At 60.1% G+C, this 22362-nt stretch carries 24 protein-coding genes; 17 read left to right on the forward strand and 7 right to left on the reverse strand.

The window, feature by feature from the left end; all coding sequences use genetic code 11:
- Positions 1-113: 113 nt before the first annotated feature.
- The 7 genes from M3P88_RS02960 (at position 114) to frdD (ending at position 7221) form a co-directional block, all read left to right on the forward strand.
- On the forward strand, positions 114-1184 hold the full coding sequence (locus M3P88_RS02960) for an alanine/ornithine racemase family PLP-dependent enzyme (protein ID WP_249614561.1): 1071 nt from the start codon (positions 114-116) through the stop codon (positions 1182-1184).
- Between the two features lie 38 nt (positions 1185-1222).
- Entirely contained in the window at positions 1223-2677 is a 1455-nt protein-coding gene (arcD, locus tag M3P88_RS02965) for an arginine-ornithine antiporter (protein ID WP_249614562.1), read from the forward strand.
- Positions 2678-2815: 138 nt separating this feature from the next.
- A complete protein-coding gene (locus M3P88_RS02970) occupies positions 2816-3784 on the forward strand; it encodes a LysR family transcriptional regulator (RefSeq protein ID WP_249614563.1) in 969 nt (322 codons plus the stop codon).
- A 125-nt stretch (positions 3785-3909) separates the two neighbouring features.
- Positions 3910-5700 carry a fumarate reductase (quinol) flavoprotein subunit gene (gene frdA, locus M3P88_RS02975; RefSeq protein ID WP_249614564.1) on the forward strand — a complete coding sequence of 597 codons (1791 nt, stop codon included), beginning with the start codon at positions 3910-3912 and terminating at the stop codon, positions 5698-5700.
- Positions 5697-6452, forward strand: coding sequence for a succinate dehydrogenase/fumarate reductase iron-sulfur subunit (locus M3P88_RS02980; RefSeq protein ID WP_249614565.1), 756 nt, complete (start codon positions 5697-5699; stop codon positions 6450-6452). Before frdA ends, M3P88_RS02980 begins: the two co-directional genes overlap by 4 nt.
- The gene (locus tag M3P88_RS02985) at positions 6449-6859 is read left to right on the forward strand and encodes a fumarate reductase subunit C (protein ID WP_249614566.1); all 411 of its coding nucleotides are present in this window, start codon (positions 6449-6451) and stop codon (positions 6857-6859) included. The genes M3P88_RS02980 and M3P88_RS02985 overlap by 4 nt, the downstream gene beginning before the upstream one ends.
- Positions 6856-7221, forward strand: a complete 366-nt coding sequence (gene frdD / locus M3P88_RS02990; RefSeq protein WP_249614567.1) for a fumarate reductase subunit FrdD — start codon at positions 6856-6858, stop codon at positions 7219-7221. The genes M3P88_RS02985 and frdD overlap by 4 nt, the downstream gene beginning before the upstream one ends.
- A 57-nt stretch (positions 7222-7278) precedes the next feature.
- On the opposite strand, the gene M3P88_RS02995 is transcribed toward frdD, so the two are convergent.
- The 3 genes from M3P88_RS02995 to M3P88_RS03005 all read right to left on the reverse strand — a co-directional run bounded on the left by M3P88_RS02995 (position 7279) and on the right by M3P88_RS03005 (position 10287).
- Positions 7279-7632, reverse strand: coding sequence for a YkgJ family cysteine cluster protein (locus M3P88_RS02995; RefSeq protein WP_249614568.1), 354 nt, complete (start codon positions 7630-7632; stop codon positions 7279-7281).
- A 74-nt stretch (positions 7633-7706) separates the two neighbouring features.
- On the reverse strand, positions 7707-8495 hold the full coding sequence (gene fabI / locus M3P88_RS03000; RefSeq protein WP_124736012.1) for an enoyl-ACP reductase FabI: 789 nt from the start codon (positions 8493-8495) through the stop codon (positions 7707-7709).
- Between the two features lie 55 nt (positions 8496-8550).
- Entirely contained in the window at positions 8551-10287 is a 1737-nt protein-coding gene (locus tag M3P88_RS03005; protein ID WP_249614569.1) for a SulP family inorganic anion transporter, read from the reverse strand.
- A gap of 154 nt (positions 10288-10441) precedes the next feature.
- On the opposite strand from M3P88_RS03005, the gene trxA reads away from it, so the two are divergent.
- From trxA to M3P88_RS03020, 3 genes are all read left to right on the forward strand, one after another.
- On the forward strand, positions 10442-10768 hold the full coding sequence (trxA, locus tag M3P88_RS03010) for a thioredoxin TrxA (protein ID WP_124736010.1): 327 nt from the start codon (positions 10442-10444) through the stop codon (positions 10766-10768).
- 135 nt (positions 10769-10903) lie between these two features.
- Positions 10904-12160, forward strand: coding sequence for a transcription termination factor Rho (gene rho, locus M3P88_RS03015; protein WP_249614570.1), 1257 nt, complete (start codon positions 10904-10906; stop codon positions 12158-12160).
- A 62-nt stretch (positions 12161-12222) separates the two neighbouring features.
- Positions 12223-12858, forward strand: coding sequence for a CoA pyrophosphatase (locus tag M3P88_RS03020; protein ID WP_249614571.1), 636 nt, complete (start codon positions 12223-12225; stop codon positions 12856-12858).
- A 106-nt stretch (positions 12859-12964) separates the two neighbouring features.
- On the opposite strand, the gene nadC is transcribed toward M3P88_RS03020, so the two are convergent.
- The gene (nadC, locus tag M3P88_RS03025) at positions 12965-13810 is read right to left on the reverse strand and encodes a carboxylating nicotinate-nucleotide diphosphorylase (RefSeq protein WP_249614572.1); all 846 of its coding nucleotides are present in this window, start codon (positions 13808-13810) and stop codon (positions 12965-12967) included.
- A 120-nt stretch (positions 13811-13930) separates the two neighbouring features.
- Between nadC and M3P88_RS03030 the strand changes: the two genes are divergently transcribed.
- Both M3P88_RS03030 and M3P88_RS03035 read left to right on the forward strand, forming a co-directional pair.
- Positions 13931-14599, forward strand: coding sequence for an energy-coupling factor ABC transporter permease (locus M3P88_RS03030; protein WP_249614573.1), 669 nt, complete (start codon positions 13931-13933; stop codon positions 14597-14599).
- A gap of 26 nt (positions 14600-14625) precedes the next feature.
- On the forward strand, positions 14626-15012 hold the full coding sequence (locus M3P88_RS03035) for an MAPEG family protein (protein WP_249614574.1): 387 nt from the start codon (positions 14626-14628) through the stop codon (positions 15010-15012).
- Position 15013: 1 nt separating this feature from the next.
- Here the strand turns inward: M3P88_RS03035 and murB are convergent, their stop codons facing one another.
- From murB to M3P88_RS03050, 3 genes are all read right to left on the reverse strand, one after another.
- Positions 15014-16039, reverse strand: a complete 1026-nt coding sequence (gene murB / locus M3P88_RS03040; RefSeq protein ID WP_249614575.1) for a UDP-N-acetylmuramate dehydrogenase — start codon at positions 16037-16039, stop codon at positions 15014-15016.
- The gene (locus M3P88_RS03045) at positions 16036-17439 is read right to left on the reverse strand and encodes an MATE family efflux transporter (protein ID WP_249614576.1); all 1404 of its coding nucleotides are present in this window, start codon (positions 17437-17439) and stop codon (positions 16036-16038) included. Before M3P88_RS03045 ends, murB begins: the two co-directional genes overlap by 4 nt.
- Before the next feature lie 71 nt (positions 17440-17510).
- Complete coding sequence (locus M3P88_RS03050) at positions 17511-17813, reverse strand: hypothetical protein (RefSeq protein ID WP_249614577.1); 303 nt, start codon at positions 17811-17813, stop codon at positions 17511-17513.
- A gap of 290 nt (positions 17814-18103) precedes the next feature.
- Between M3P88_RS03050 and pcnB the strand changes: the two genes are divergently transcribed.
- The 5 genes from pcnB (at position 18104) to panC (ending at position 22285) form a co-directional block, all read left to right on the forward strand.
- Positions 18104-19444 (forward strand): polynucleotide adenylyltransferase PcnB, encoded by a 1341-nt coding sequence (gene pcnB, locus M3P88_RS03055; protein ID WP_249614578.1) that lies wholly within the window; start codon positions 18104-18106, stop codon positions 19442-19444.
- The gene (folK, locus tag M3P88_RS03060; RefSeq protein WP_249614579.1) at positions 19441-19923 is read left to right on the forward strand and encodes a 2-amino-4-hydroxy-6-hydroxymethyldihydropteridine diphosphokinase; all 483 of its coding nucleotides are present in this window, start codon (positions 19441-19443) and stop codon (positions 19921-19923) included. Before pcnB ends, folK begins: the two co-directional genes overlap by 4 nt.
- Positions 19924-19951: 28 nt before the next feature.
- The gene (locus M3P88_RS03065) at positions 19952-20587 is read left to right on the forward strand and encodes a deoxynucleoside kinase (protein ID WP_249614580.1); all 636 of its coding nucleotides are present in this window, start codon (positions 19952-19954) and stop codon (positions 20585-20587) included.
- 62 nt (positions 20588-20649) lie between these two features.
- Positions 20650-21441, forward strand: coding sequence for a 3-methyl-2-oxobutanoate hydroxymethyltransferase (panB, locus tag M3P88_RS03070; protein WP_124735999.1), 792 nt, complete (start codon positions 20650-20652; stop codon positions 21439-21441).
- Positions 21442-21451: 10 nt separating this feature from the next.
- On the forward strand, positions 21452-22285 hold the full coding sequence (panC, locus tag M3P88_RS03075; RefSeq protein ID WP_249614581.1) for a pantoate--beta-alanine ligase: 834 nt from the start codon (positions 21452-21454) through the stop codon (positions 22283-22285).
- The last annotated feature ends 77 nt before the right edge of the window (positions 22286-22362 follow it).

Raw genomic sequence — 22362 nt, forward strand, 5'->3', positions numbered from 1 at the left:
TGATTACATAGTAATTTATTCATTATGTGCTCCTCTGTACATTCCGGATTAAGCAAAGACCGCGGCCTGTTGGATGAGGCCCGGCCTTGAGAATCAGGAATCCGGAGGAAACCATGTCCCAAAGTTTGCCTTGTCTCTTTGTTGATCTGCCGCTGGTGCGCGCCAATGCCGAAGCCATGGTGCAGTTGTGTGAGGCGTCCGGTATTCACCCGGTCGGCATTACCAAGCTGGCTTGCGGTGCGCATGAAGTGGCCGAAGCCTATCTTGATGGCGGCATCCGTATCTTGGGTGACTCGCGTATCCATAATCTGGAAAAACTGCAGGGCTTGCCGGCGCAAAAACTGCTGCTGCGCATTCCCGCCGCAAGCGATGTGATGGATGTAGTGCGCTACGCCGATATCTCGCTTAACTCCGAAGAGCACACGATACGCGCCTTGTCTGCTGCAGCCGTAGCACAAGGGCGGGTGCACAAAATCATCGTGATGCATGATTTGGGCGACTTGCGCGAGGGGTGCTTCAATGTCGACGACACCGTGGCGCTGGCGCGTCTGGTGAGCCGGTTGCCGGGTCTCGAACTCGAAGGTCTGGGTACCAATCTTGCCTGCTATGGCGGGGTCGAACCGACCACCGACAACCAGCAGCAACTGGTCGATATCGCACACCGTATCGAGCAAGAGCTGGGCGTGAAGCTGCATGTGGTTTCCGGTGCCAGCTCCGCCGCATTGCCTTTATTGCTTAGGGGCGGCTTGCCGGACGGCATCAATCAGCTGCGTCTGGGGGCTTCTTTGCTGATGGGTATCGGTCTGAATGACGACCCGATTCCGGGTACGAGCCAGGACACCATGCGCCTGGGGGTCGAGATTATCGAGCTTAAGGAAAAGCCGTCGGTGCCGGTCAATTCGACCGCGCTGGATGCTTTTGGCAACAAGCCGGTATTCGAGGACTTGGGTATCCGCCGGCGCGCCATCTGCGCGATTGGCAAACAGGATGTGAACTTCGACGACCTGATTGCACTGGATCCGGCGCTACGCATTATCGGTGGCAGCTCTGACCACCTGATTCTCGATGTGACCGATACGGCGCAACCTTATCAGGTGGGCGACACCATCTATTTTGCGCTGAGCTATGGCGGCGCCTTGCAATGCATGACTTCCGAATACGTACGCAAAGAATACTTGCACTAAGCCATATGGGCTTCCGACTCATCGAAATGGAGTAAAACATGACTGAAGTCGTACAAGGAGGGGCTGCACCCGCGGCCGAACCCAAGCTGAAACTCGGCGCGCTGACTGCGCTGGTCGTCAGCGCCCTGATTGCCGCCGGCATCTTCTCGCTGCCGCAGAATATGGCGGCGTCCGCCGGCGCCGGCGCGATCATCATAGGCTGGGCGATTACCTTTGTCGGCATGCTGATGCTGGCCTTCGTGTTCCAGACGCTGGCCAACCGCAAGCCCGATATCGAAGGCGGCGTCTATGGCTACGCCCGTGCCGGCTTTGGCCCGTATATGGGTTTCAACTCGGCCTGGGGCTACTGGATCTCGGCGTGGATCGGCAACGTGTCCTACTACGTGGTGATCTTCTCTGCCTTCAGTTCGTTTTCCGGCCTGGAATTTTTCGGCGAGGGCAATACCCTGCCGGCCATCCTGTGCTCGTCCGTGCTCTTGTGGGCTTACCACTTCCTGATCTGCCGAGGCATTCAGGGTGCGGCGATGATCAACATCATCACCACCGTGGCCAAGCTGATCCCGCTGGGCCTGTTCCTGGTGCTGGTGTTTGTCGCCTTCAAGATCGAGACCTTCCAGCTGGATTTCTGGGGACGTCCTGAACTGGGCTCCGTGCTGGATCAGGTGAAGAGCACCATGCTGGTGACCACCTGGGTGTTTATCGGTATCGAAGGCGCGTCGATTTTCTCCAGCCGTGCCGAGAAGATGGCCGATGTAGGCAAGGCCACCATGATCGGTTTTGCACTGTCCATCATGATGTTCGTGGCGGTGTCGCTGCTGTCGCTGGGTGTACTGTCCCAGCCTGAACTGGCTGCGCTGAAGAACCCGTCGACCGCGGGTGTGCTCAAGGCGGCCGTGGGTGACTGGGGTGCCACGCTGATGAATGCCGGTCTGATTATCTCGGTGGGCGGTGCGCTCTTGGCCTGGACGCTGCTGGCTGCCGAAGTGCCTTACCTTGCTGGTAAAGACGGCACCATGCCGGCTTTCCTGGGCAAGACCAATGCCAAGGGTGCGCCGGTGAATGCACTGTTGCTGACCAACGGTCTGGTGCAGTTGTTCCTGATCATCACCCTGTTCAACGGTTCGGCTTACCTCGACCTCTTGTACCTTGCTACGTCGATGATCCTGATCCCGTACCTCTTGTGCGCGCTGTATGCTGCGATGATCGCCGTGCGCAAGGATGGCTATAAGGGGGAGGAAGGTGCGGCGGGTAAAGACTTGGCCATTGGTGTGCTCGCCTCGGTTTATGGTTGCTGGTTGCTGTATGCGGCAGGCCCTAAATACCTGCTGCTGTCCATGGTGCTGTACGCCCCGGGCATCCTGTTCTACCTGAAGGCCCGCAGCGAGCAGAAGCTGGCCGCCTTTACCCGTAACGAAATGGTGTTGGCCGCAATTGCCGTCGTACTGGGTGTGTTTGCCGCCTGGCAGCTGGCCACCGGTGCCCTGTCGCTGTAAACCCATGTTTTCCGTGATGTACCCTATTGCCCCCGCGCTGCGGGGGCTTTTTTATGCGTGTTTGATTAAGGTCAAATCGGCGCGGATGGGTTGGCGGTAGTTTTCGCTACCTTGTTGGCGGCGGTTTGATTGCCGGCCATGGAAAACGAAAACGGAAGGCTGGCCGTGCGTCTGGATAATTTCGATCTCAGGTTGTTGCGCATCTTTATCACCATTGTCGAGAGTGGCGGATTTTCCGCTGCCCAGGCCAAGCTGGGCATGAGTCAGTCGGCCATCAGCTGCAAAATGCACGACCTGGAAACCCGGCTGGGGATGTGCTTGTGTCTGCGCGGCCGCAGCGGTTTCAAGCTGACGGTAGAAGGGGAGCAGGTGTACGAAGAAACGCTGCGCCTGCTATCCCAGCTTGGGCAGTACGAGAACAAGCTGGGCCTGATACGCGAACAGATTTTCGGCCATGTGCGCATCGGGGTGGTCGACACCATCGCCATGAATCCGGCTTGCCGCCTGCCGGCCAGCCTGCGCGAGTTTACGCGCAAGTATCCGGAAGTCAGTGTGACGCTGGATGTGATGGAATCGAATGAAATCGAGGCCTTGCTGCTGCAGGGCAAGCTGAGCATAGGCTTGTGCTCCAGCGATTACGAAATGCCCGGTCTGGAGTACATCCCGCTGTTTTCCGAGCGCCAGCGCCTGTATGCTGCCGCCTCGCATCCGGTGTTCCGGCTGGATCCGCCTGCGTCGCGCAAAAAAGATCTGTTGCCGTTTGCCATTGCCGGGCGCGGCAAGCCCGGCGTGACGCCGCTGGACGAGGCCGACGGTTTTTGCTCGCGTGCCGTTTCGGCCCATATGGAAGGCACGGCCTTGCTCTTATTATCGGGTGAGCAAATCGGTTATTTGCCCGAGCATTATGCCGTGCCCTGGGTCGCTGCTGGTGCGTTGCGAGCACTGGACTTGCCTGCCTTGGATTATTTCCCCGCTTTCAGCCTTTGCTTGCCGCGTTACGGACAGAGCTCGCAAGCGACACAGCGCATGCTGCTTGAGCTACTCGCCCCATATCCGCAAGCCGCAGGCAAGGCGGTGTGCGAGCACTGGCCAGAGGCTGTGATTTAGCACTTGATTGCTTTCTTCAGTTAGTGCGCATCTGACCGGGATCAAATCAACTGAATAAGAATACCTTTATATTAATGACATGATTATCCGACTGACCCGCAGGCGGGCCGGCCACAGGAGCATGTATGCAGGTATTCAAGGCTGATGTTGTGATTGTGGGGGCCGGCGGGGCAGGCTTGCGGGCGGCGATTGCCGCCGCCGAGCTGGATCCTGCGCAGACGGTGGCGCTGTTGTCCAAGGTTTACCCTATGCGCAGCCACACGGTGGCTGCCGAGGGGGGCGCCGCTGGCGTAGTGCAGGCGCATGACAGTCTGGAGCATCACTTTAACGATACGGTGTCTGGTGGCGACTGGCTGTGCGAGCAGGATGTCGTCGATTATTTCGTCGGCGAATGTACGCGCGAAATGGTACAGCTCGAACACTGGGGTTGCCCGTGGAGCCGCAAGGAAGACGGCCATATCAATGTGCGCCCGTTTGGCGGCATGAAAATAGAACGCACCTGGTTTGCCGCCGACAAGACCGGCTTCCATATATTGCACACCCTGTTCCAGACCTCGCTCAAATATCCTTCCATCCGTCGTTTCGACGAATATTTCATGCTGGACCTGATTGTCGACGACGGCCGCGCGCAAGGCGTGCTGGCGGTGGAAATCGCCAGCGGCGAGATGGTGCTGATTGAAGCCGGTGCGGTGGTGTTTGCTACCGGCGGCGCCGGGCGCGTATTTCGCGAGAACACCAATGGCGGCATCGTCACCGGCGACGGCATGGCCGTGGCCTACCGCCATGGTGTGCCCTTGCGCGATATGGAGTTCGTGCAGTACCACCCGACTTGTATGCCGGGCACCGGCCTATTGTTTACCGAGGCCTGTCGTGGCGAGGGCGGTTTGCTGGTCAATAAGGATGGCTACCGCTATTTGCAGGACTATGGTCTGGGCCCGGCCGAGGACAAGCCGCGCAATAAGGCGATGGAGCTGGGGCCGCGCGACCGCTTAAGCCAGGCATTCTGGTACGAGATGCAGAAGGGCCGCACCATAGACGGCCGCTACGGGCCGGTGGTGCATCTGGATTTGCGCCACCTGGGCGCGGAAAAACTGCATGAGCGCCTGCCGCAAATTTGCGAGCTGGCACGCGAATTCATGGGAGTCGACCCGGTCACCGAGCCGATTCCGGTGCGCCCGGCCGTGCATTACACCATGGGCGGCATTCCGGTCGATGTGCACTGCGCGGCATCCTTGCCGGGGCTGTTCGCCGCCGGCGAGTGCTCCAGCGTCGGCATTCACGGCGCCAACCGTCTGGGCTCCAACTCGCTGGCCGAACTGTCGGTATTCGGCAAGGTCGCCGGCGAATCCGCCACCCGTTACGCCCGCTCTGCCAAGGCGCGCAATAGTGCGAACTTGCTGCGTCTGGCCGAAGCGGCCGCCTTGCCGGCGCAAAACCTGCTGCGCCGCGACGGTTCCGAGCGCATCGCCGATATCCGCCGCGAAATGGCGCAAACCATGGAAGAGGGCTGCGGCATCTACCGCCTGCACGACAGCATGCAGGCCACCTGCGACAAGCTGGCCGAACTGAAGCGGCGTTACCAGAACGTGCATATCGAAGACCGCTCCTCGGTGTGGAATAGCGACTGGCTACTGGCGATCGAGCTGGGTTACCAGCTGGATGTGGCCGAAGCCATGGCGCATTCGGCACTGAACCGGCGCGAGTCGCGCGGCGCGCACCAGCGTCTGGATGGCTACGAAGCGCGCGACGACGTCAACTTCCTTAAGCACTCGCTGGCGCACTATCAGGCGGGGCGCGCCCCGGCCATTTCCTATGGCGACGTGAAAATCACCCGTTCGAGGCCGCGCGTGCGTGCCTATGGTGCGGCAGGCGAGGCCGCAGAAAAACAACAGGCAGGGCAGGAGGCTAAACAATGAGCGCAGCAATGGCTAAGGTTTCGGTATTGCGTTACCGCCCCGAGCAGGACGCGGTGCCGGTATGGCAGGATTACCAGGTGCCGTACAGCGACGATATGTCGGTGCTGACCGCGCTGAACTACATCAAGGACGATTTGGACGGCACACTCAGCCTGCGCTGGTCATGCCGTCAGGCGATCTGCGGCAGTTGCGGCATGATGGTCAACGGCAAGCCTGCGCTTGCCTGCAAGACGTTCTTGCGCGACTACCCAGAAGGCATCCGGGTCGAGGCACTGGCCCACTTCCCGATCGAGCGCGATCTGGTGGTAGTGATGGATGGCTTTATGGACAAGCTGCAGAAGGTCAAACCCTACATCATCCCCAAACAGGCGCGTGCGCTGGATGAGGGCGAGTATCTGCAGACACCGGAAGAAATGGATCTGTATGCCCAGTTTGCCGGCTGCATCAACTGCGGCCTGTGTTATGCCGCCTGTCCGCAGGTCGGCCTGAATCCCGACTTTATCGGCCCGGGTGCCATTGCCCTGTTGCACCGCTATAACCTCGACAGCCGCGACGGCGGCAGCGCCGAGCGCATGGCGCTGATCAATAGCGAACTGGGGGTGTTCAACTGCACCGCAGTGGGCTATTGCTCCGAGGTCTGCCCCAAGATGGTGGATCCGGCTAATGCGGTCAACGTCAACAAGGTCGCCAGTGCGCGCGACTATTTCTTCCGCTTTATGCGTCCTGCCGGCGAAAAAGGAGCGTGCCGATGAGTGCGAGAAAACCCTATATCCGGCCTATGGCTGGCTGGTGGAAGCGCGACCCGTTTTTTGTCGAGTATATGGTGCACGAAGGCACGGCCTTTTTTGTCTGGCTGTATGCGCTGGAGTTGCTGGCGGGCGTGTTATGTCTGGCGCAAGGTGAGGCCGCGTGGGAGGCTTATCGCGCACTGCTTGGCAGCGTGCCGCTGCTGCTGGCTAACAGCGTGATTCTGGCCATGATGGCGTACCACGGTTACACCTGGTTCAAAATCATGCCGCGTACCCTGCCGCCGATGAAGCTCGGTGGCAGGCGGGTGGCCGGTGCCACCATTACCGCGCTGGGTTTGGGCGCCGCACTGGTGGCCAGCGTGCTGCTATTCGGGATCGTATGGATGTTGACGAGCGGAGGTGCACAATGAAGCCAAGCCTGAAGCGTAGCCATGAGCCGGTCTTCTGGCTGCTGTTTGGCGCCGGCGGTATGTTGTCGGCCCTGATCGGCACCATGCTGGTGTTGATCACGGCCTTTGCCGTTCCGCTGGGCCTGTTGCCGGCAGATGCCTTTTCCTACGCCAAGATGCTGGCCTTTGCGCAGAACCTGTTCGGCAAGGCCTTTATCCTGGCGGTGGTGGCCCTGTTCTTCTGGCATGCGGTACACCGCATCTTCCATAGCCTGCACGATGTAGGCATCCACGCAGGCACGGGTGCCCGGCTGCTGTGTTACGGCACGGCCTTAGCCGGCACGCTGCTTAGCATTTGGGCTTTGTACACGATAGGCTTCTGAGCCTGAAGCCAGCATTGACCGCGCCCGGCCTAGGCCGGGCTTTTTTATGGAGAGGGCTTAAACCAGCACTTGGCGCGTGTCGCGCATGTACTGATGGATTTGCGCCTCGATGTCCGGATCGGTCAGCACTTCGGGGCGGCGGCCATGCGGGCAGGGCAGGCTCTCGGTGGTGCCGAACAGGCGGCAGATCAGCGGGCGTTCGCCATAGACCTGGCAGCCCTTGTCGCCCAGATGCGGGCAACTCAGTGCCGTCAGCGCCGCTTCGTGTTCGGCGGCGCTTTTGCGTGGCAGTCTGGCCATCTCTTCGCTTGAGGTGGTGACCGGGCCGCAGCAATCGTGGCAGCCGGGAATGCAGGCGAATGCCGGGATATGGTGGCGGAAAAAGCGGATTTTCTGGCTATGGCTGAGCATGACGGGGCTGATCCGGTCGGTGAAAATAATAAAGGCGCCCGCAAGCGGACGCCTTTGCCTAAGGTGGTGCGTGCTTAGTTTTCTGCCGCATTCATGGCATTGATGCTGAAGCCTGCATCCACATAGGTGATTTCACCGGTAATGCCCGACGACAGGTCGGACAGCAGGAAGGCGGCGGTATTGCCGACTTCTTCGGTGGTGACATTGCGGCGCAGGCAGGCTTGATCGGCCGCCGCGCTAAGCAGCTTGGAGAAGCCGGAGATGCCGGCGGCTGCCAGCGTCTTGATCGGGCCGGCCGAGATGCCGTTGACGCGTATGCCTTCTTTGCCCAGGCTGGCCGCCATAAAGCGTACCGACGCTTCCAGGCTGGCTTTGGCCAGACCCATCACGTTGTAGTTGGGCATGGCGCGTACCGCACCCAGATAGGACAGGGTCAGCAGCGATGCCTTGCGTCCCTGCATCATCGGGCGTGCCGCCTTGGCCAGTGCCGGGAAGCTGTAGGCCGATACGTCGTGTGCGGTCTGGAACGCTTCGCGGCTGAGCGCGTCGAGGAAGTCGCCTTCCAGCGCTTCGCGCGGGGCGAAGGCAATGGCGTGCACCAGACCGTCCAGCCCCTCCCACTCCTTGCCCAGATCGGCAAACAGCGCGTTGATTTCGTCGTCGTTCTGCACATCGCAGCGGAAGACCAGCTTGGAGCCGAAGTCGGCCGCCATATCACGGACACGCGTTTCCAGCTTGTCGACTACATAGGTAAACGCCAGTTCTGCCCCTTCACGGTGACAGGCTTGGGCGATGCCGTAAGCGATCGAACGGTTGGAAATCATGCCGGTGATCAGAATTTTCTTGCCTTGCAGGAAACCCATTTCGAGTCCTTGTACATGGAACAAGCGGGCATTATACCCGATGCGTGCCGTTCGCCTAATGCCCCGTGGCAGACAAAGGCGGGCTTGTGGTTTTTGTCGCCTGAAAAGCACGCAGTGCCTGCTTCAGTGTCTGGTAAAGATGATCGGCGCTGCCCCAGTCCTGCTGGGCATGGCTTTGCTGCCATTGCAGGAGCTCGGCCCGGCGTCCGGCCAGCGCCAGATGGATGCCGCGCAGCCTCAGTTCGTGTTTGAGTTCGTGCAGGGTATAAAGTCCGGTGGCGTCCAGACGGGTCAGCGGCAGCATGTCTATGATCATCCAGCGCAAGCCGGTTTGTGTCTGGCAGGCTTGCAAGGCGCGGTGCTTGAAGTAGGGGGCATTGAAAAAAACCAGCGGCGCATTGAAGCGGTAAATCAGCACGCCGGGCTCCAGTACGGCATCAGGGTGACGCCGGCTGTCGTGAAAACCGGGTACGCCGGGAATACGGCCGAGAATCTCGTCATCGGGGCGGGCGGTGGTGCGGATAAAACGCAAGAGCGACAGGCCGACGGCAATGGCGATGCCCTGCATTACGCCGGCGCTGACCACCCCCAGCGTGGTCAAAAGTGCAACGCCCAGTTCGCTGCGGCTGATCTGGCGTAACTGGCGCAGTGTCGCCAGATCGATCAGGCCGAAGGCGGCATGCATCAAAATGGCAGCCAGCGCCGCGATCGGGACAAATTGCAAGGGGCGTGTCAGAAACACAATGGCCAGTGCGATGACGCCGGCAGTGACAACCGACACCATCTGGTTGCGCCCGCCGGCCGCGAGATTGACGGCGGTACGCGAGTCGGCGGCACTGATGGCAAAGCTGCCGGACAGGGCCGCCGCAATATTGGCGGCGCCCAGCGCATTGAGCTCCTGATCCGGGTCGATTTGTTCGCCGGTTTTGGCGGCAAAACTGCGGGCAGTCAGGATGGCATTGGAGAAACTGATCAGGGCAACGCCGGCAGCCGCTGTTAACAGCCCGCCCAACTCGTAAGCCGACACATGGCTAAAGTCCAGATGCAGGATGGGCAGGCCGGCCGGTACAAAGCCCAGTATGGCAACCCCTTTGTTTTGCAAACCCAGCGCAGCGACTACGGCGCTGCTGCTGATGATGGCGACAAGTGCAGCCGGCAGGCGCGGCAGCAGGCGGGCGCACAGCAGCATGATGGCGAAGGTAAACAGGCCGATGGCCAGTGTTGGCATATGGGTTTGCGGCAGTTTGTCGGCCAGCTCGGCCAGGCGCGGCAAGATGCGGTGGCTGTCCAGGGTGAAACCCAGCAGCGGCCCGCTTTGGCCGATGAAAATACTCAGTGCCACACCGTTGAGAAAGCCGACCAAGATGGGGCGGGACAAAAAATCGGCCAACAAGCCCAGGCGCAAGCGGGCGGCCAGCAGGCAAAACACGCCGGCAAAAAAAGCCAGCAGCGCCGACAGCGCAAGATAGGTGTCCGGCTGCCCGGCGGCGAGTGGAATCAGGGCGCTGGAGACCATGGCGCAGGTGGCGGCATCCGGCCCCAGAATTAGCAGGCGCGAACTGCCGAATAGTGCATAGGCCAGCAATGGCAGCATGCAGGCATACAGGCCGATTTCGGGCGAAAAGCCGGCCATTTGTGCGTAGGCCACCGCCACCGGCAGGGCAATACTGGCCACGGTCAGGCCGGCGTACAGGTCAGCCGGTAAATCCTGACGCCGGTAGTGGACGAAAGCCGGCAGTCCCGGCATCAGGCGGTACAGGCGGGCGCGTAAGGCGGAGAGGGGGAAAGTCATGCCTGTACTATACGCCCTGCTATTATTTTGTCATGCAGGCTTGCCGCCGGCTCCAAGACAAAGCCTTGCCGGATTCGGGCTTGCCGCTGGGCTTGAGGCTTTGCTACCATCAGCGCTTAAACAGCGAATAACGCATACATACCCAGAGGAAACCATGAGCGATCTTATCCAGCACGTTAGCGATGACTCCTTCGAACAGGATGTACTGAAGGCACAAGGCCCGGTTCTGGTTGATTACTGGGCCGAGTGGTGTGGTCCTTGCAAGATGATCGCCCCGATTCTGGACGATGTGTCGCGCGATTACGAAGGTCGCCTGAAAGTGGTCAAGCTGAATATCGACCAGAACGAGCAGACTCCGCCCAAGTTCGGTATCCGCGGCATTCCTACCCTGATGCTGTTCAAGGATGGTGAAGTGGTGGCGACCAAGGTTGGCGCACTGGCCAAGGGTCAGCTGACGGCATTTATTGACAGCCACATCTAATCAAGACTATCCTTCCTGCAGTTTCATGTACGGGCGGCCCCTCCGCCGCCTGTTCTCCCGATTTCTTCCTCATACTTCCGGCTTTTGAAGTCAATCGTTGCCCTTCACTTCATCAAAAGTCGACACACGGCTGCTATGCACTTATCTGACCTCAAACATCTCCACGTCACCCAATTGGTGGAAATGGCGATCGCCAATGAAATTGACGGCGCCAACCGCTTGCGTAAACAAGACCTGATCTTTGCCCTGCTGAAAAACCAGGCCAAAAGAGGCGAGAGCATTTACGGCGAAGGTACGCTGGAGGTGTTGCCTGACGGTTTCGGCTTCCTGCGTAGCCCGGATACCTCGTATCTGGCCGGTCCGGATGATATCTATGTCAGCCCCAGCCAGATTCGCCGCTTTAACCTGCATACCGGCGACAGCATCGAAGGCGAGATCCGTACGCCTAAAGACGGTGAGCGCTACTTTGCCTTGGTGAAGGTGGACCGAGTTAATAGCGAGCCGCCGGAAAACTCCAAGCACAAGATCCTGTTTGAAAACCTGACGCCGCTGTTCCCGACCGAGCCGTTCCGGCTGGAGCGCGAGATCAAGGCGGAAGAAAATATTACCAGCCGCATCATCGACCTGATTGCCCCGATCGGCAAAGGCCAGCGCGCGCTGCTGGTGGCACCGCCCAAGTCGGGTAAAACGGTGATGCTGCAACATATTGCCCATGCCATTTCGGCCAACCATCCGGAAGCGATTCTGATCGTACTGATGATCGACGAACGTCCGGAAGAAGTGACCGAGATGCAGCGTTCGGTGCGCGGCGAAGTGGTGAGTTCCACTTTTGACGAACCGGCCACGCGCCATGTGCAGGTTGCCGAAATGGTGATCGAAAAGGCCAAGCGTCTGGTCGAGCATAAAAAAGACGTGGTGATTCTGCTGGACTCCATCACCCGTCTGGCGCGCGCCTACAACACGGTGGTGCCGGCTTCGGGCAAGGTGCTGACCGGTGGTGTGGACGCCAATGCGCTGCAGCGCCCCAAGCGTTTCTTCGGCGCCGCGCGTAATGTCGAAGAAGGTGGCTCGCTCACCATTATCGGCACCGCGCTGGTTGACACCGGCAGCCGCATGGATGACGTGATCTACGAAGAATTCAAGGGTACCGGCAACTGCGAACTGCATCTTGACCGCAAAATGGCCGAGAAGCGTATCTTCCCAGCCATCAATATCAACCGCTCGGGCACGCGCCGCGAAGAGCTGCTGGTGCCGCAAGACCAGTTGCAGCGCATCTGGGTGCTGCGCAAACTCTTGTACCCGATGGACGATATCGAGGCGATGGAGTTCTTGCAGAACAAGATACGCGCGACCAAGACCAATGCAGCCTTCTTCGATTCGATGCGCCGCTAAAATCTGTTCGCCGCAACAAGCCAGCCTTTGCGCTGGCTTTTTTTATGGCAAGCAGACATGATATGCAAATGAACCCTGCCCATCATGGTCTTTGTCCCGACTTTCCCGCCACGGCTGAGGATGCCCATGGCTGGTTGTCCATGTGTATGGCGCGCGCGGCGCGGCCGGTGCGTCCCGAATTTGCCCAGGGTTTTCCTGCGCATGTCGAGCTGCGCTCGGCGGCAGTGCTGATCGCCATTTTGTGGCATGAGCAAGAACCGAGCATTTTATTGACGCGCCGCACCGAGGCCTTGAAAAGCCACGCCGGGCAAATCAGCTTTCCCGGCGGCAAAGTGGATGCGCTCGACGCGAGTGTGGTCGATGCAGCATTACGCGAGGCTTGGGAGGAAGTGGGGTTGGCGCAAGACAGGGTCAGCGTGGTCGGCGAGATGGAGGTTTACCCGACCTTAAGCGGGTTTGCCATCCATCCGGTTGTCGGCATTGTCACGGTGCCGGTGAGTCTGGTGCCCGAGCCGGGGGAGGTGGCCGAGATTTTCGAGCTGCCGCTTGCGCGCGCGCTCGATCTGTCAGCCTATCAGCGCCATGCTTTTAATCGTGGCGGTGTGACGGGCGAGTATTACTCGCTCACCCATGAAGAACATTTCATCTGGGGGGCGACCGCCGGCATGCTGCACCAGCTGGCAGTGCGTCTGGCGTAGTGCCCGCGCGCTTGCCGCGCGGACGCGGCCAGCGCAACAGGTCCGCGACACAAACCCTACAAGCCCTCTGTGCCAACCCGTAACGGGGATATCGCCAGGCAAATGCTTAAGCCTGGGTAAAGCGCATCGATAAATCGATGGCGCGGATATCCTTGGTCAGTTTGCCGATCGAGATGCGGTCAACGCCGGTTTCGGCAATGGCGCGTACCGTGTCAAAGTCCACCCCGCCCGAAGCTTCAAGCTCGGCGCGTCCCTGATTGAGCGCGACGGCTGCGCGCATGGCTTCCAGCGACATATTGTCCAGTAGCACCAGCGTGGCACCGGCGTCGAGCGCCTGTTGCAGCTCGTCCAGATTCTCGACTTCCACCTGTATGCTGACCCCGGCTGGTGCCAGTGCGAATGCGCTTTGCAAGGAGGCCGCAATCGAACCGGCGGCGGCGATATGGTTTTCCTTGATCAGAATGCCATCGTAAAGACCGATGCGCTGATTGCAGCCGCCACCGGCCAGTACCGCGTATTTCTGTGCCAGTCTGAGGCCGGGCAGTGTCTTGCGGGTGTCGAGAATGCGTGCGTGCGTGCCGGCAATCAGCGTGCTGTAGCGGCGGGTTTCGCTGGCGACGGCCGACAGCAGCTGCAGGAAATTCAGCGCCGAACGCTCGGCACTGAGCAAGGCACGCGCCGGGCCGGTGATTTCGCATAGCGTTTGTCCCGCTGCGACATTTTCCCCTTCTTTGACTAGCCACAGAGTCTGGCAGCTGGCATCAACCTGGCGGAAACATTCGTCGAACCACGCTTGCCCGGCGATCACGGCTTCCTCGCGCACGATAATGCGTGCCTGGCCTTGCGTTTCGGCCGCAACCAGCTGTGCCGTCCAGTCGCAAGAGCCGATGTCCTCGGCCAGCGCGCGGGCAACGTCCTGTGCAATCAGATGAGGGGCGGGCAGGCGGGGCATGGCATTCTCCGTGGCAGGCGACAAAAGCGCGATTCTAGCAGAATGCCGCATTGCAATGCTTAAGGGAAGTGGACTCGTATTCTGCTATGATTCGCGCATATTGCTTTGTCTGTGTCCGTGATGAATTTTACTGCCGACCTGTTTCCCCGTGACTGGCTAGGCTTGTCGGCGCTGTTGTCGCTGCTGGTCTTGCTGTTTTGCCTGTGGCGCACGCCGTGGCGCAAGCTCGATAGCCGTCTGCTTAATGCGGGTATGGGGGCGACGTTGGTGGTGCTGGCTTTGTGGCTCTTGCATGGCGGGCTCCATGACGGCCTGTCTTTTCACCTGCTGGGTGCAGCCATTTTGACGCTGATGCTGGGACCATGGCTGGCCTTGCCGGCTTTGGCTTTGGTGCTGCTGGCGGTGTCTATGCTGGGCCTGGGGCAGTGGCAGGCTTTCGGCATGAATTTTCTGACCATGGCTTTGCTGCCGGTGGGTCTGGTGCACGGGGTGTGGCGCTTAAGCCGGCGCTATCTACCGGCGAATTATTTTGTCTATCTGTTTGTGTGTGCCTTTGCCGCTGGCGGTGCCAGCCTGTTGCTGTCAACGCTGGCTTCATGTGTGGCGCTGATGCTGGTCGGGGCTTATGCAACGGACTTTTTGCTGAACGAAGTCTTGCCGTTTTATTTCTTGCTGTCGTGGTCCGAGGCCTTTACCACGGGCCTTGCGATGGCCGTGTTGACGGTGTACCGGCCGGCATGGGTGGTGTCGTTTGATGATGCGACCTATCTGGGCAAGCGTGGGGATTGAATGCGGCTGCAGCCGTGAGGAGCGTGATGATGAGTTTTGCCTTGTGGAGTTTGCTGATGGCCTCGCTACTGCCTTTGTTGTGGGCGGTATTGGCCAAGGCCGGGGCGCCGTACGATAACCGCCAGCCGCGCGCCGTGCTGGCGAAAGCGAGCGGCCATCGCCTGCGTGCTAACTGGGCCCAGCAGAATGCCTGGGAAGCGCTGACCCCTTGGGTGGCTGCGGTGCTGGTGGCGCAGCTGATGGGGGTTTCGCCCATGACCATGGATGTGGCGGCGCTGATCTTTATCGCGGCCCGTCTGGCACATGGCGTGTTTTACATCACCGACCGGCCCACACTGCGCTCGCTGGCCTGGCTGCTGGGTTTTGCCGCCATGGTCAGCCTGTATATTGCCGCAGCGCGGGCGGCCGGCTAGTTCAGATTACGATAGGTTCAGGCTCGATATCGACGCCATAGTGCTGGGCGACCGTCAGCCTGACTTTGTCTGCCAGCGCCCAGATGTCGCTGCCGCTGGCCGTGCCATAGTTGACCAGTACCAGCGCCTGTTTGGCGTGTACGCCGGCATCGCCTTCGCGGTAGCCCTTCAGGCCGGCCTGATCGATGAGCCAGCCGGCTGCCAGCTTGACCCGGCCTTCGCCAGCCGGATAGTGCGGCAATGCCGGGTGGCGTGCCAGCAGTGCTGCGGCTTGGGATGCGTCGACAATAGGATTTTTGAAGAAGCTGCCGGCATTGCCCAGCTGTGCGGGGTCGGGCAGCTTTTGCGAGCGAATGGCGATCACCGCCTGACTGACATCGCGCGCCGTAGGCGTGCTGATGCCGCGGCTGTCCAGTTCGCGGGCAATATCGCCATAGGCGGTTTTGAGACTGGCGGCCTTGGCCAGCCTGAAACGCACGGCAGTGACCAAGAGGCGTGCACCGGCTTCACGCTTGAAGATGCTGTCGCGGTAGGCAAAGCGGCAGTCGCTGTTTGGCAGCACCACTTCGGCTCCACCCTTGGCCAGATCGGCGCAGACCACCTCGCTGATCACATCTTTTACTTCTACCCCGTAGGCACCGATGTTCTGTACCGGGCTGGCGCCAACCGTGCCCGGAATCAGGCTGAGGTTCTCCAGGCCGGACAGGCCCATCTTTAGCGTATGCAGCACAAAGTCGTGCCAGACTTCACCCGCTGCGGCTTCAAGCTCGATATGCGTGTCGCTGTCGGCGATGATGCGTATGCCGCGCGTGGCCATGCGCACGACCAGACCCGGGTAGTCGCGGGTAAACAGCATATTGCTGCCGCCGCCCAGCCACAGCACCGGCCCCTGCCGGTAAGCATCGCAGGCAAGTAGGGCGGGCAAATCCGCCAGTGTTTCCAGTTCGGCGTAATGGCGTGCGCTGGCATTCAAGCCGAAGCTGTTGTAGGGCTTGAGTGAGATTTCTTGATGCAGGGTCAGACTCATGGCGCAATCTTTGCTAAATGTTGGCGATGCAGGCGCTGGCGGCTTTCGCGTGCCAGATACCAGACCAGAAAAAAGGCGGCGACCGACAGGCTGACCACCAGCGCGGCCCAGAAACCGTTCACGCCCATGGCCGGTACCAGATAATTGGTCAAGCCCAGCACAATGCCCAGGCCCAGGCCCAGTATCCAGAACGACACAATATGGATAAACATCGGAATGGTCGTGAGTTTATAGCCGCGCAGTGCGCCCGAGGCGATGGTCTGTGCCGCATCGGTCAATTGATAGACTGCCGCGAACAGTAGCAGGGTCAGGCCGATGGCGATGACTTGCGGGTCGTTGGTATACATGCGGATGATGGGCTCGCGCAGCAGCAAGACCAGCACCATGGTGATAATGGCGGCGATCAGGCCGGTCACCAGTCCTACGCCGGAGACGAAGCGGGCCTGCAGATAGTCACCCGCGCCCACGGCTTGCCCGACACGCACCGACAGCGCCACCGACAGGCTTTGCGGCAGCATATAGATGATGCTGCTGAAGTTGAGTACCGCCTGATGGCTGGCTACGACCAGTGTGCCCAGTTTGGCAACCAGCAGCGCAATAAAGGAAAACAGGCTGACTTCGACAAAGAAGGACAGGCCGATCGGAATGCCCAGCTTGAGAAAGCCGGCATAGCGCTTGAAATCGGGCCAGCTCATGCGTTCGGTCAGGCCGTAGGGCTTGAAGTGCTTGGCGCGCGCGATATAGATATAGAGCGCGATGGCATTAAACCAGAACACGATGGCGGTGGCCCAGCCACAACCGGCACCGCCCATTTGGGGCATGCCGTACAGACCGTGAATCAGGATGTAGTTAAGCGGGATGTTGAGCGCCAGCGCAATCAGGCTGACCAGCATAATGGGCCGTGGCCGGTTAAGACTGGAGGCGTAGGCGTGCAGGCTGCGGTGCAGCAGTGCCGCCGGCATGCCAAGCGCGGCGCCGGTGATATAAAGCATGGTCATGTCTTCGACATGTTCTGGCAGTGTCAGCCATAGCCTGAGCAGGGGCTCGACTGCAATCATGGCAACCATGCCCAAGATGCCGGCAAACAGGCCGAACCACAGACCCTGGCGGCCGGTTTCACCGATATCGCCATGTTCGCCCGAGCCGAACTGGTGCGACAAAATAGGATTGAGCGCCGCCACCACCCCCATCAGGGTCACGTAGGCGGTTACGAAGATACTGGAGCCCAGTGATACGGCAGCCAGATCATCGGTGCTGACATTGCCGGCCATCACCGTGTCGACAAAGCCGGTAGCGACTTGGGCGACTTGGGCGATCATCATGGGCAAGGCAAGATGGATCAGGGAGCGTGCTTCGCGGCTGATAGCGCCGCGCGGCGCACGATTGAGTTCGAACAGCATGGTTATCCAGAGCAAACAGGCGTAAGCGCGCTATTGTAGCGGCAAACGCCTGCTCCTGTCCGGCCTGTGCTTTAGCGGTGGCGGGCGGGCGGGTCCTGGCGCAGCTCGCAACTGATGACCAGCTGGGCGGCAAAACGGCTGTTGATCGCCAGTGCGTCATCCAGTGAAACACCGGCGATCAGCAAGCTGGTGCCTTTGTGGCGCGGGATGTAGCCCAGCACGGCGGCGTGGGCCGCGAGGCTGGCCAGTGCACCATGGGTATCGGGATGCAGCGAGTGCGCATGCAACACGCCATTGAGGCAAGAAGCAGTACGCAAAGTGGTCGGCGCCGGAGCGTCAAAGTCGGTGTAGTTATCAGTCTGGCAGTCGTACATGGTTCTATCCTTGTCGTGCGCGGGTCGCCTTATGCGGGCCCGGTCGCAGCCAGGCGTCGCTTTAGCAGGATTTATATGGGCGCCCTGCAAGTTGTCGGTTAAATCGGCGCTGGGGTCGAAACCCCGGTACTTGAATGGCAGATATTGCACTGTACTCAAGAGGGCTCAGCGTAGGGTGTGTGCCCTGCCTTTGTCAAGCGAGGTGTGCAGCGGCCGGTTTCGCGATATAATCCGCTTCATGTCTGTCGCGGCGTCCCGCGACCAAAACCAGAATCCGCTACCCCATTCCCATGATCCGCAAGTTAATCCGACGCGTGCTCGAACTGCCCGCAGAGTTGGGCAGCCGCCGTGGCAAGCCCAAAGTCATTCCGTTTGCCATGCACGGAATCCGGCGTGACGAACTCAGTCGCGGCGCCCAACGTGTAACCTCCACCTTGCAGGAAGCCGGTTTTTCCGCTTATGTGGTCGGGGGGGCCGTGCGCGACCTGATGCTGGGTGTGTCACCCAAAGATTTCGATGTCGCCACCAATGCGACGCCGGAGGAGGTGCATCACCTGTTCCGCCGCTCGCGCATCATCGGCAAGCGTTTTCGCATTGTCCACGTGATGATGGGGCCGGAAACCATCGAGGTCACCACCTTCCGTGGCGGCAATATCGGCCGCAAGAACGACTCGGGCCGCATCATGGCCGACAACTCTTACGGCTCGCAGGAAGAAGACGCGCACCGCCGCGACTTCACCGTTAATGCGTTGTTTTACAATCCGTCCGACGAGTCCATCGTCGACTTTCATCAGGGCATGCGCGACATCAAGGCTAAAAAGCTGGTGATGATAGGCCAGCCGGTGCAGCGCTATAAGGAAGACCCGGTGCGCATGCTGCGCGCCGTGCGTCTGGCGGCCAAGCTGGGTTTCGCGATCGACGAAAAAACGCGCAAGCCGATTGCCTCCCATGCCGTGCTGCTCAAAGATGAGCCGGCTGCACGCCTGTTTGACGAGTTGCTCAAGCTTTTGCTGTCCGGCCATGCCTGGGACTGCCTGACCAAGCTGCGTGATGAGGGCTTGTCCGGTGGCGCCTTCCCGCTGCTGGATGTGGTGATGGGCGAGGCGGCCGATGACAGTTTTATCCGTCTGGCGCTGGATAGCACCGATGCGCGCGTGCGCGACGAGCGGCCGATTTCGGTCGGCTTCTTGCTGGCCACTTTGCTGTGGCGTCAGGTGGACCAGCGCTGGCAGGCTTTGCAGGCGGACGGTGAAAAACCGATTCCGGCCCTGATGCAGGCCATGGCCGATGTGGAAGCAACGCAGGACAATGATTTTGCCATTCCGCGCCGCTTTAGCGTCACCATGCGTGAAATCTGGATGCAGCAGCCGCGCTTCGATGCGCGTAGTGGCCAGCGTCCGTTCCGCTTTATGGAGCAGCCGCGTTTCCGCGCCGGTTTCGATTTCCTTGCACTGCGCGCTGCCGCTGGCGAAGTGCCGCAGTCGCTGGTGACTTGGTGGGCTGACTTCCAGAAGGGCGACAATGACGCGCGTCAGGCGCTGATTGCGGCGGTCAAGGATGAGGATGGTGCGCCTGCACGCAAGCGCCGCCGCCGTCCGCGTAAAAAGCCGGCTGCCGGAGATGCCGCTTGACCCGCGCCTTTATTGCTTTGGGCAGCAATCTGGATAACCCGGCCGCCCAGTTAAAGCAGGCGCTGGCGGCACTGGCTGCCTTGCCCGGCACCGCTTTGCTGGCCAGCTCCGCCTTATACCGCACCACGCCGGTCGGCTTTATTGCGCAGCCTGATTTTGTCAATGCCGTGGCCGAGCTGGACACCGCGCTGGATGCGGATGCATTGCTGGATGCCCTGATGCAAATCGAGCGTGTGCATGGCCGTGTGCGTTCTTTTCGCAACGCGCCGCGCGTACTGGACCTGGATCTGCTGACGTATGGCGACGAGATCAGGCATAGTGAGGTGCTGACCCTGCCGCACCCGCGCATGCATGAGCGCGCTTTTGTGTTGCAGCCTTTGGCCCAGATTGCACCCGACTACCAGTTGGGGCATTACGGGTCGGCACGAGAATTGGCTGAGCGTCTGGGCTCGGCCGGTATCGAGCGTCTGAACGACTAAACCCCCGTCCGATTGTTGGAGAGCGTGCATGAATCCTTTGCGTTATGTGGTGATAGAAGGGCCGATAGGTGCCGGCAAATCGACCTTGGCACGCCGTCTGGCCGAGCATTGGGAAGTCGATCTTTTGGCCGAAGCGCCCGAGGACAATCCCTTTTTGCCGCGTTTTTATCGCAGCATGCCGCATCACGCACTGTCTACCCAGCTCTCTTTTTTGTTGCAGCGCAGTGCTGCCGCGCGCAGCATGATAGAAGGCGAGTTCAAGGGGCGGCCGGTGGTTTCAGACTTTTTGTTTGAAAAAGATGGCCTGTTTGCCCGCGCCAATCTGGATGCAGAAGAACTGGCGCTCTACCGGCAATTGACGCCGCGCATCTTGCCCGAGTACCCGTCGCCGGATCTGGTGATCTATCTGGAGGCATCGGAAGATGTGCTGCTGTCCAGAGTTGCCGAGCGCGCTTGCGAGTATGAGGTCAATTTTCCTGACGGCTATCTCAAACGGGTGCACGAGGCTTACCGTAACTTTTTTTACGAGTATGATGCCGCGCCTTTGTTGACCGTGAACACCGACCACCTCAACTTGCTTGAGGGGGATGAAGATTTTGAATTATTGTTGCGCTGCATTAGCGAGATGCGCGGGCAGCGCAGTTACTTTAACAAGAGCGCTTGATGCGTCTGGCCACAAGCCAGGCTTGTGCGCAGTTCCAAAGACCCTAAGGAGACACCTAGGTCATGAAAGTCACTGTCAATACCCTGAACAAGATGGCCGCCGAAGGCCGCAAGATTTCCATGCTGACTTGCTACGACGCAAGTTTTGCGAGCCTGCTGGAGGATGCCGGTGTCGATATCCTGCTGGTGGGTGACTCGCTGGGCATGGTCATTCAGGGCGTGGACTCAACCTTGCCGGTGACGCAAGAAGAGATGGAATACCATGTGCGCTGTGTTGCGCGTGGCGCTAAACGTGCGCTGGTGCTGGGCGACATGACTTTCGGCAGCTACCAGCAAAGCCCGCAGCAGGCCTTTGCCAATGCGTCGCGCCTGATCCAGGCCGGTGCCCATATGGTGAAAATCGAAGGCGGCGCCTATATGGCGGAAACCACCCGTTTCCTGTCCGAGCGCGGCATTCCGGTGTGTGCCCATATCGGGCTGACCCCGCAATTCGTTAATGCCTTTGGCGGTTACCGGGTGCAGGGCAAGAGCGAAGACGATGCGCGCCGCATCGTCAACGATGCCAAGGTGCTGGCCGAGGCCGGTGCCAGCATGGTGCTGATGGAATGTGTACCTTCCGCCCTGGCGCGTGAAATCACCGAAACCGTGGCGGTGCCGACCATAGGCATTGGTGCCGGTGTCGATGTGTCCGGTCAGGTGCTGGTGTCGTACGATGCGCTGGGTGTCTATCCGGGCAAGAAGGCGCGTTTCGTCAAGAATTTCATGGCTGACGCCCAGAGCATACAGGGTGCGGTCGAAGCGTATGTCAAGGCGGTGCAGGACAAGAGTTTCCCTGCCGCCGAACACACCTTCTAAGGGGTGAACCATGCAAATCATTCGTAGCATTGCCGAGCTGCGCGCTTGGCGTAAACAAGCCGCTAGCGTTGCTTTTGTGCCGACCATGGGCAATCTGCATGCCGGCCATATTGCACTGGTAAACGAAGCGCATCAGCATGCCGCGCATGTGGTGGTCAGCATCTTCGTCAACCGCCTGCAGTTTGGCCAAGGGGAGGATTTTGATGCCTACCCGCGCACTTTCGACGACGATTGCGCCAAGCTGGAAGCCGCCGGTGTCGATGTGCTGTTCTTCCCGCTGGAAGCCGAACTGTATCCGCATGTACGCCAGTCGTTCAATGTCGAGCCGCCGCATCTGCAGGACGAGTTGTGCGGGGCTTTCCGCCCCGGGCATTTCCGTGGTGTCGCGACGGTCGTCGCCAAGCTGTTCAATATTGTCCAGCCGGATTTCGCCTGTTTTGGCAAGAAGGACTACCAGCAGCTGGCGATTATCCGCGGCATGGTGGAAGACCTCAATAGCCCGGTGCAGTTGGTGGCGGTGGATACCGGCCGTGCCGATGATGGCCTGGCCTTGTCCTCGCGTAATGGCTATCTGACCAGCGAAGAGCGTGCCGAAGCGCCGCGTCTGTACCGCAATCTTGCGCTGATGCGCGAGGCTTTGCTGTCCGGCGACAGCGATTATGCGGCGCTGGAAACGCGTGCGCGCCAGGATCTGGAGGCGCATGGCTGGCGTGTCGATTATGTCGAGGTGCGTCAGGCGCAAACGCTGGAAGTCGCCCATGCCGGTGAAAAAAATCTGGTGGTGCTGGTCGCGGCCCGTTTGGGCAAGACCCGCCTCATCGACAATGTAGAAGTCGCGCGTTAAGCGGCCTGTCTTCTACCCGCATAAAGCCCGCCGCAGGTTCGCAGCGGGCTTTATGGTTTGATTGTCAGGACAAAAAG

Source organism: Craterilacuibacter sp. RT1T (genome assembly GCF_023502145.1).
Lineage (GTDB): Bacteria > Pseudomonadota > Gammaproteobacteria > Burkholderiales > Chromobacteriaceae > Craterilacuibacter.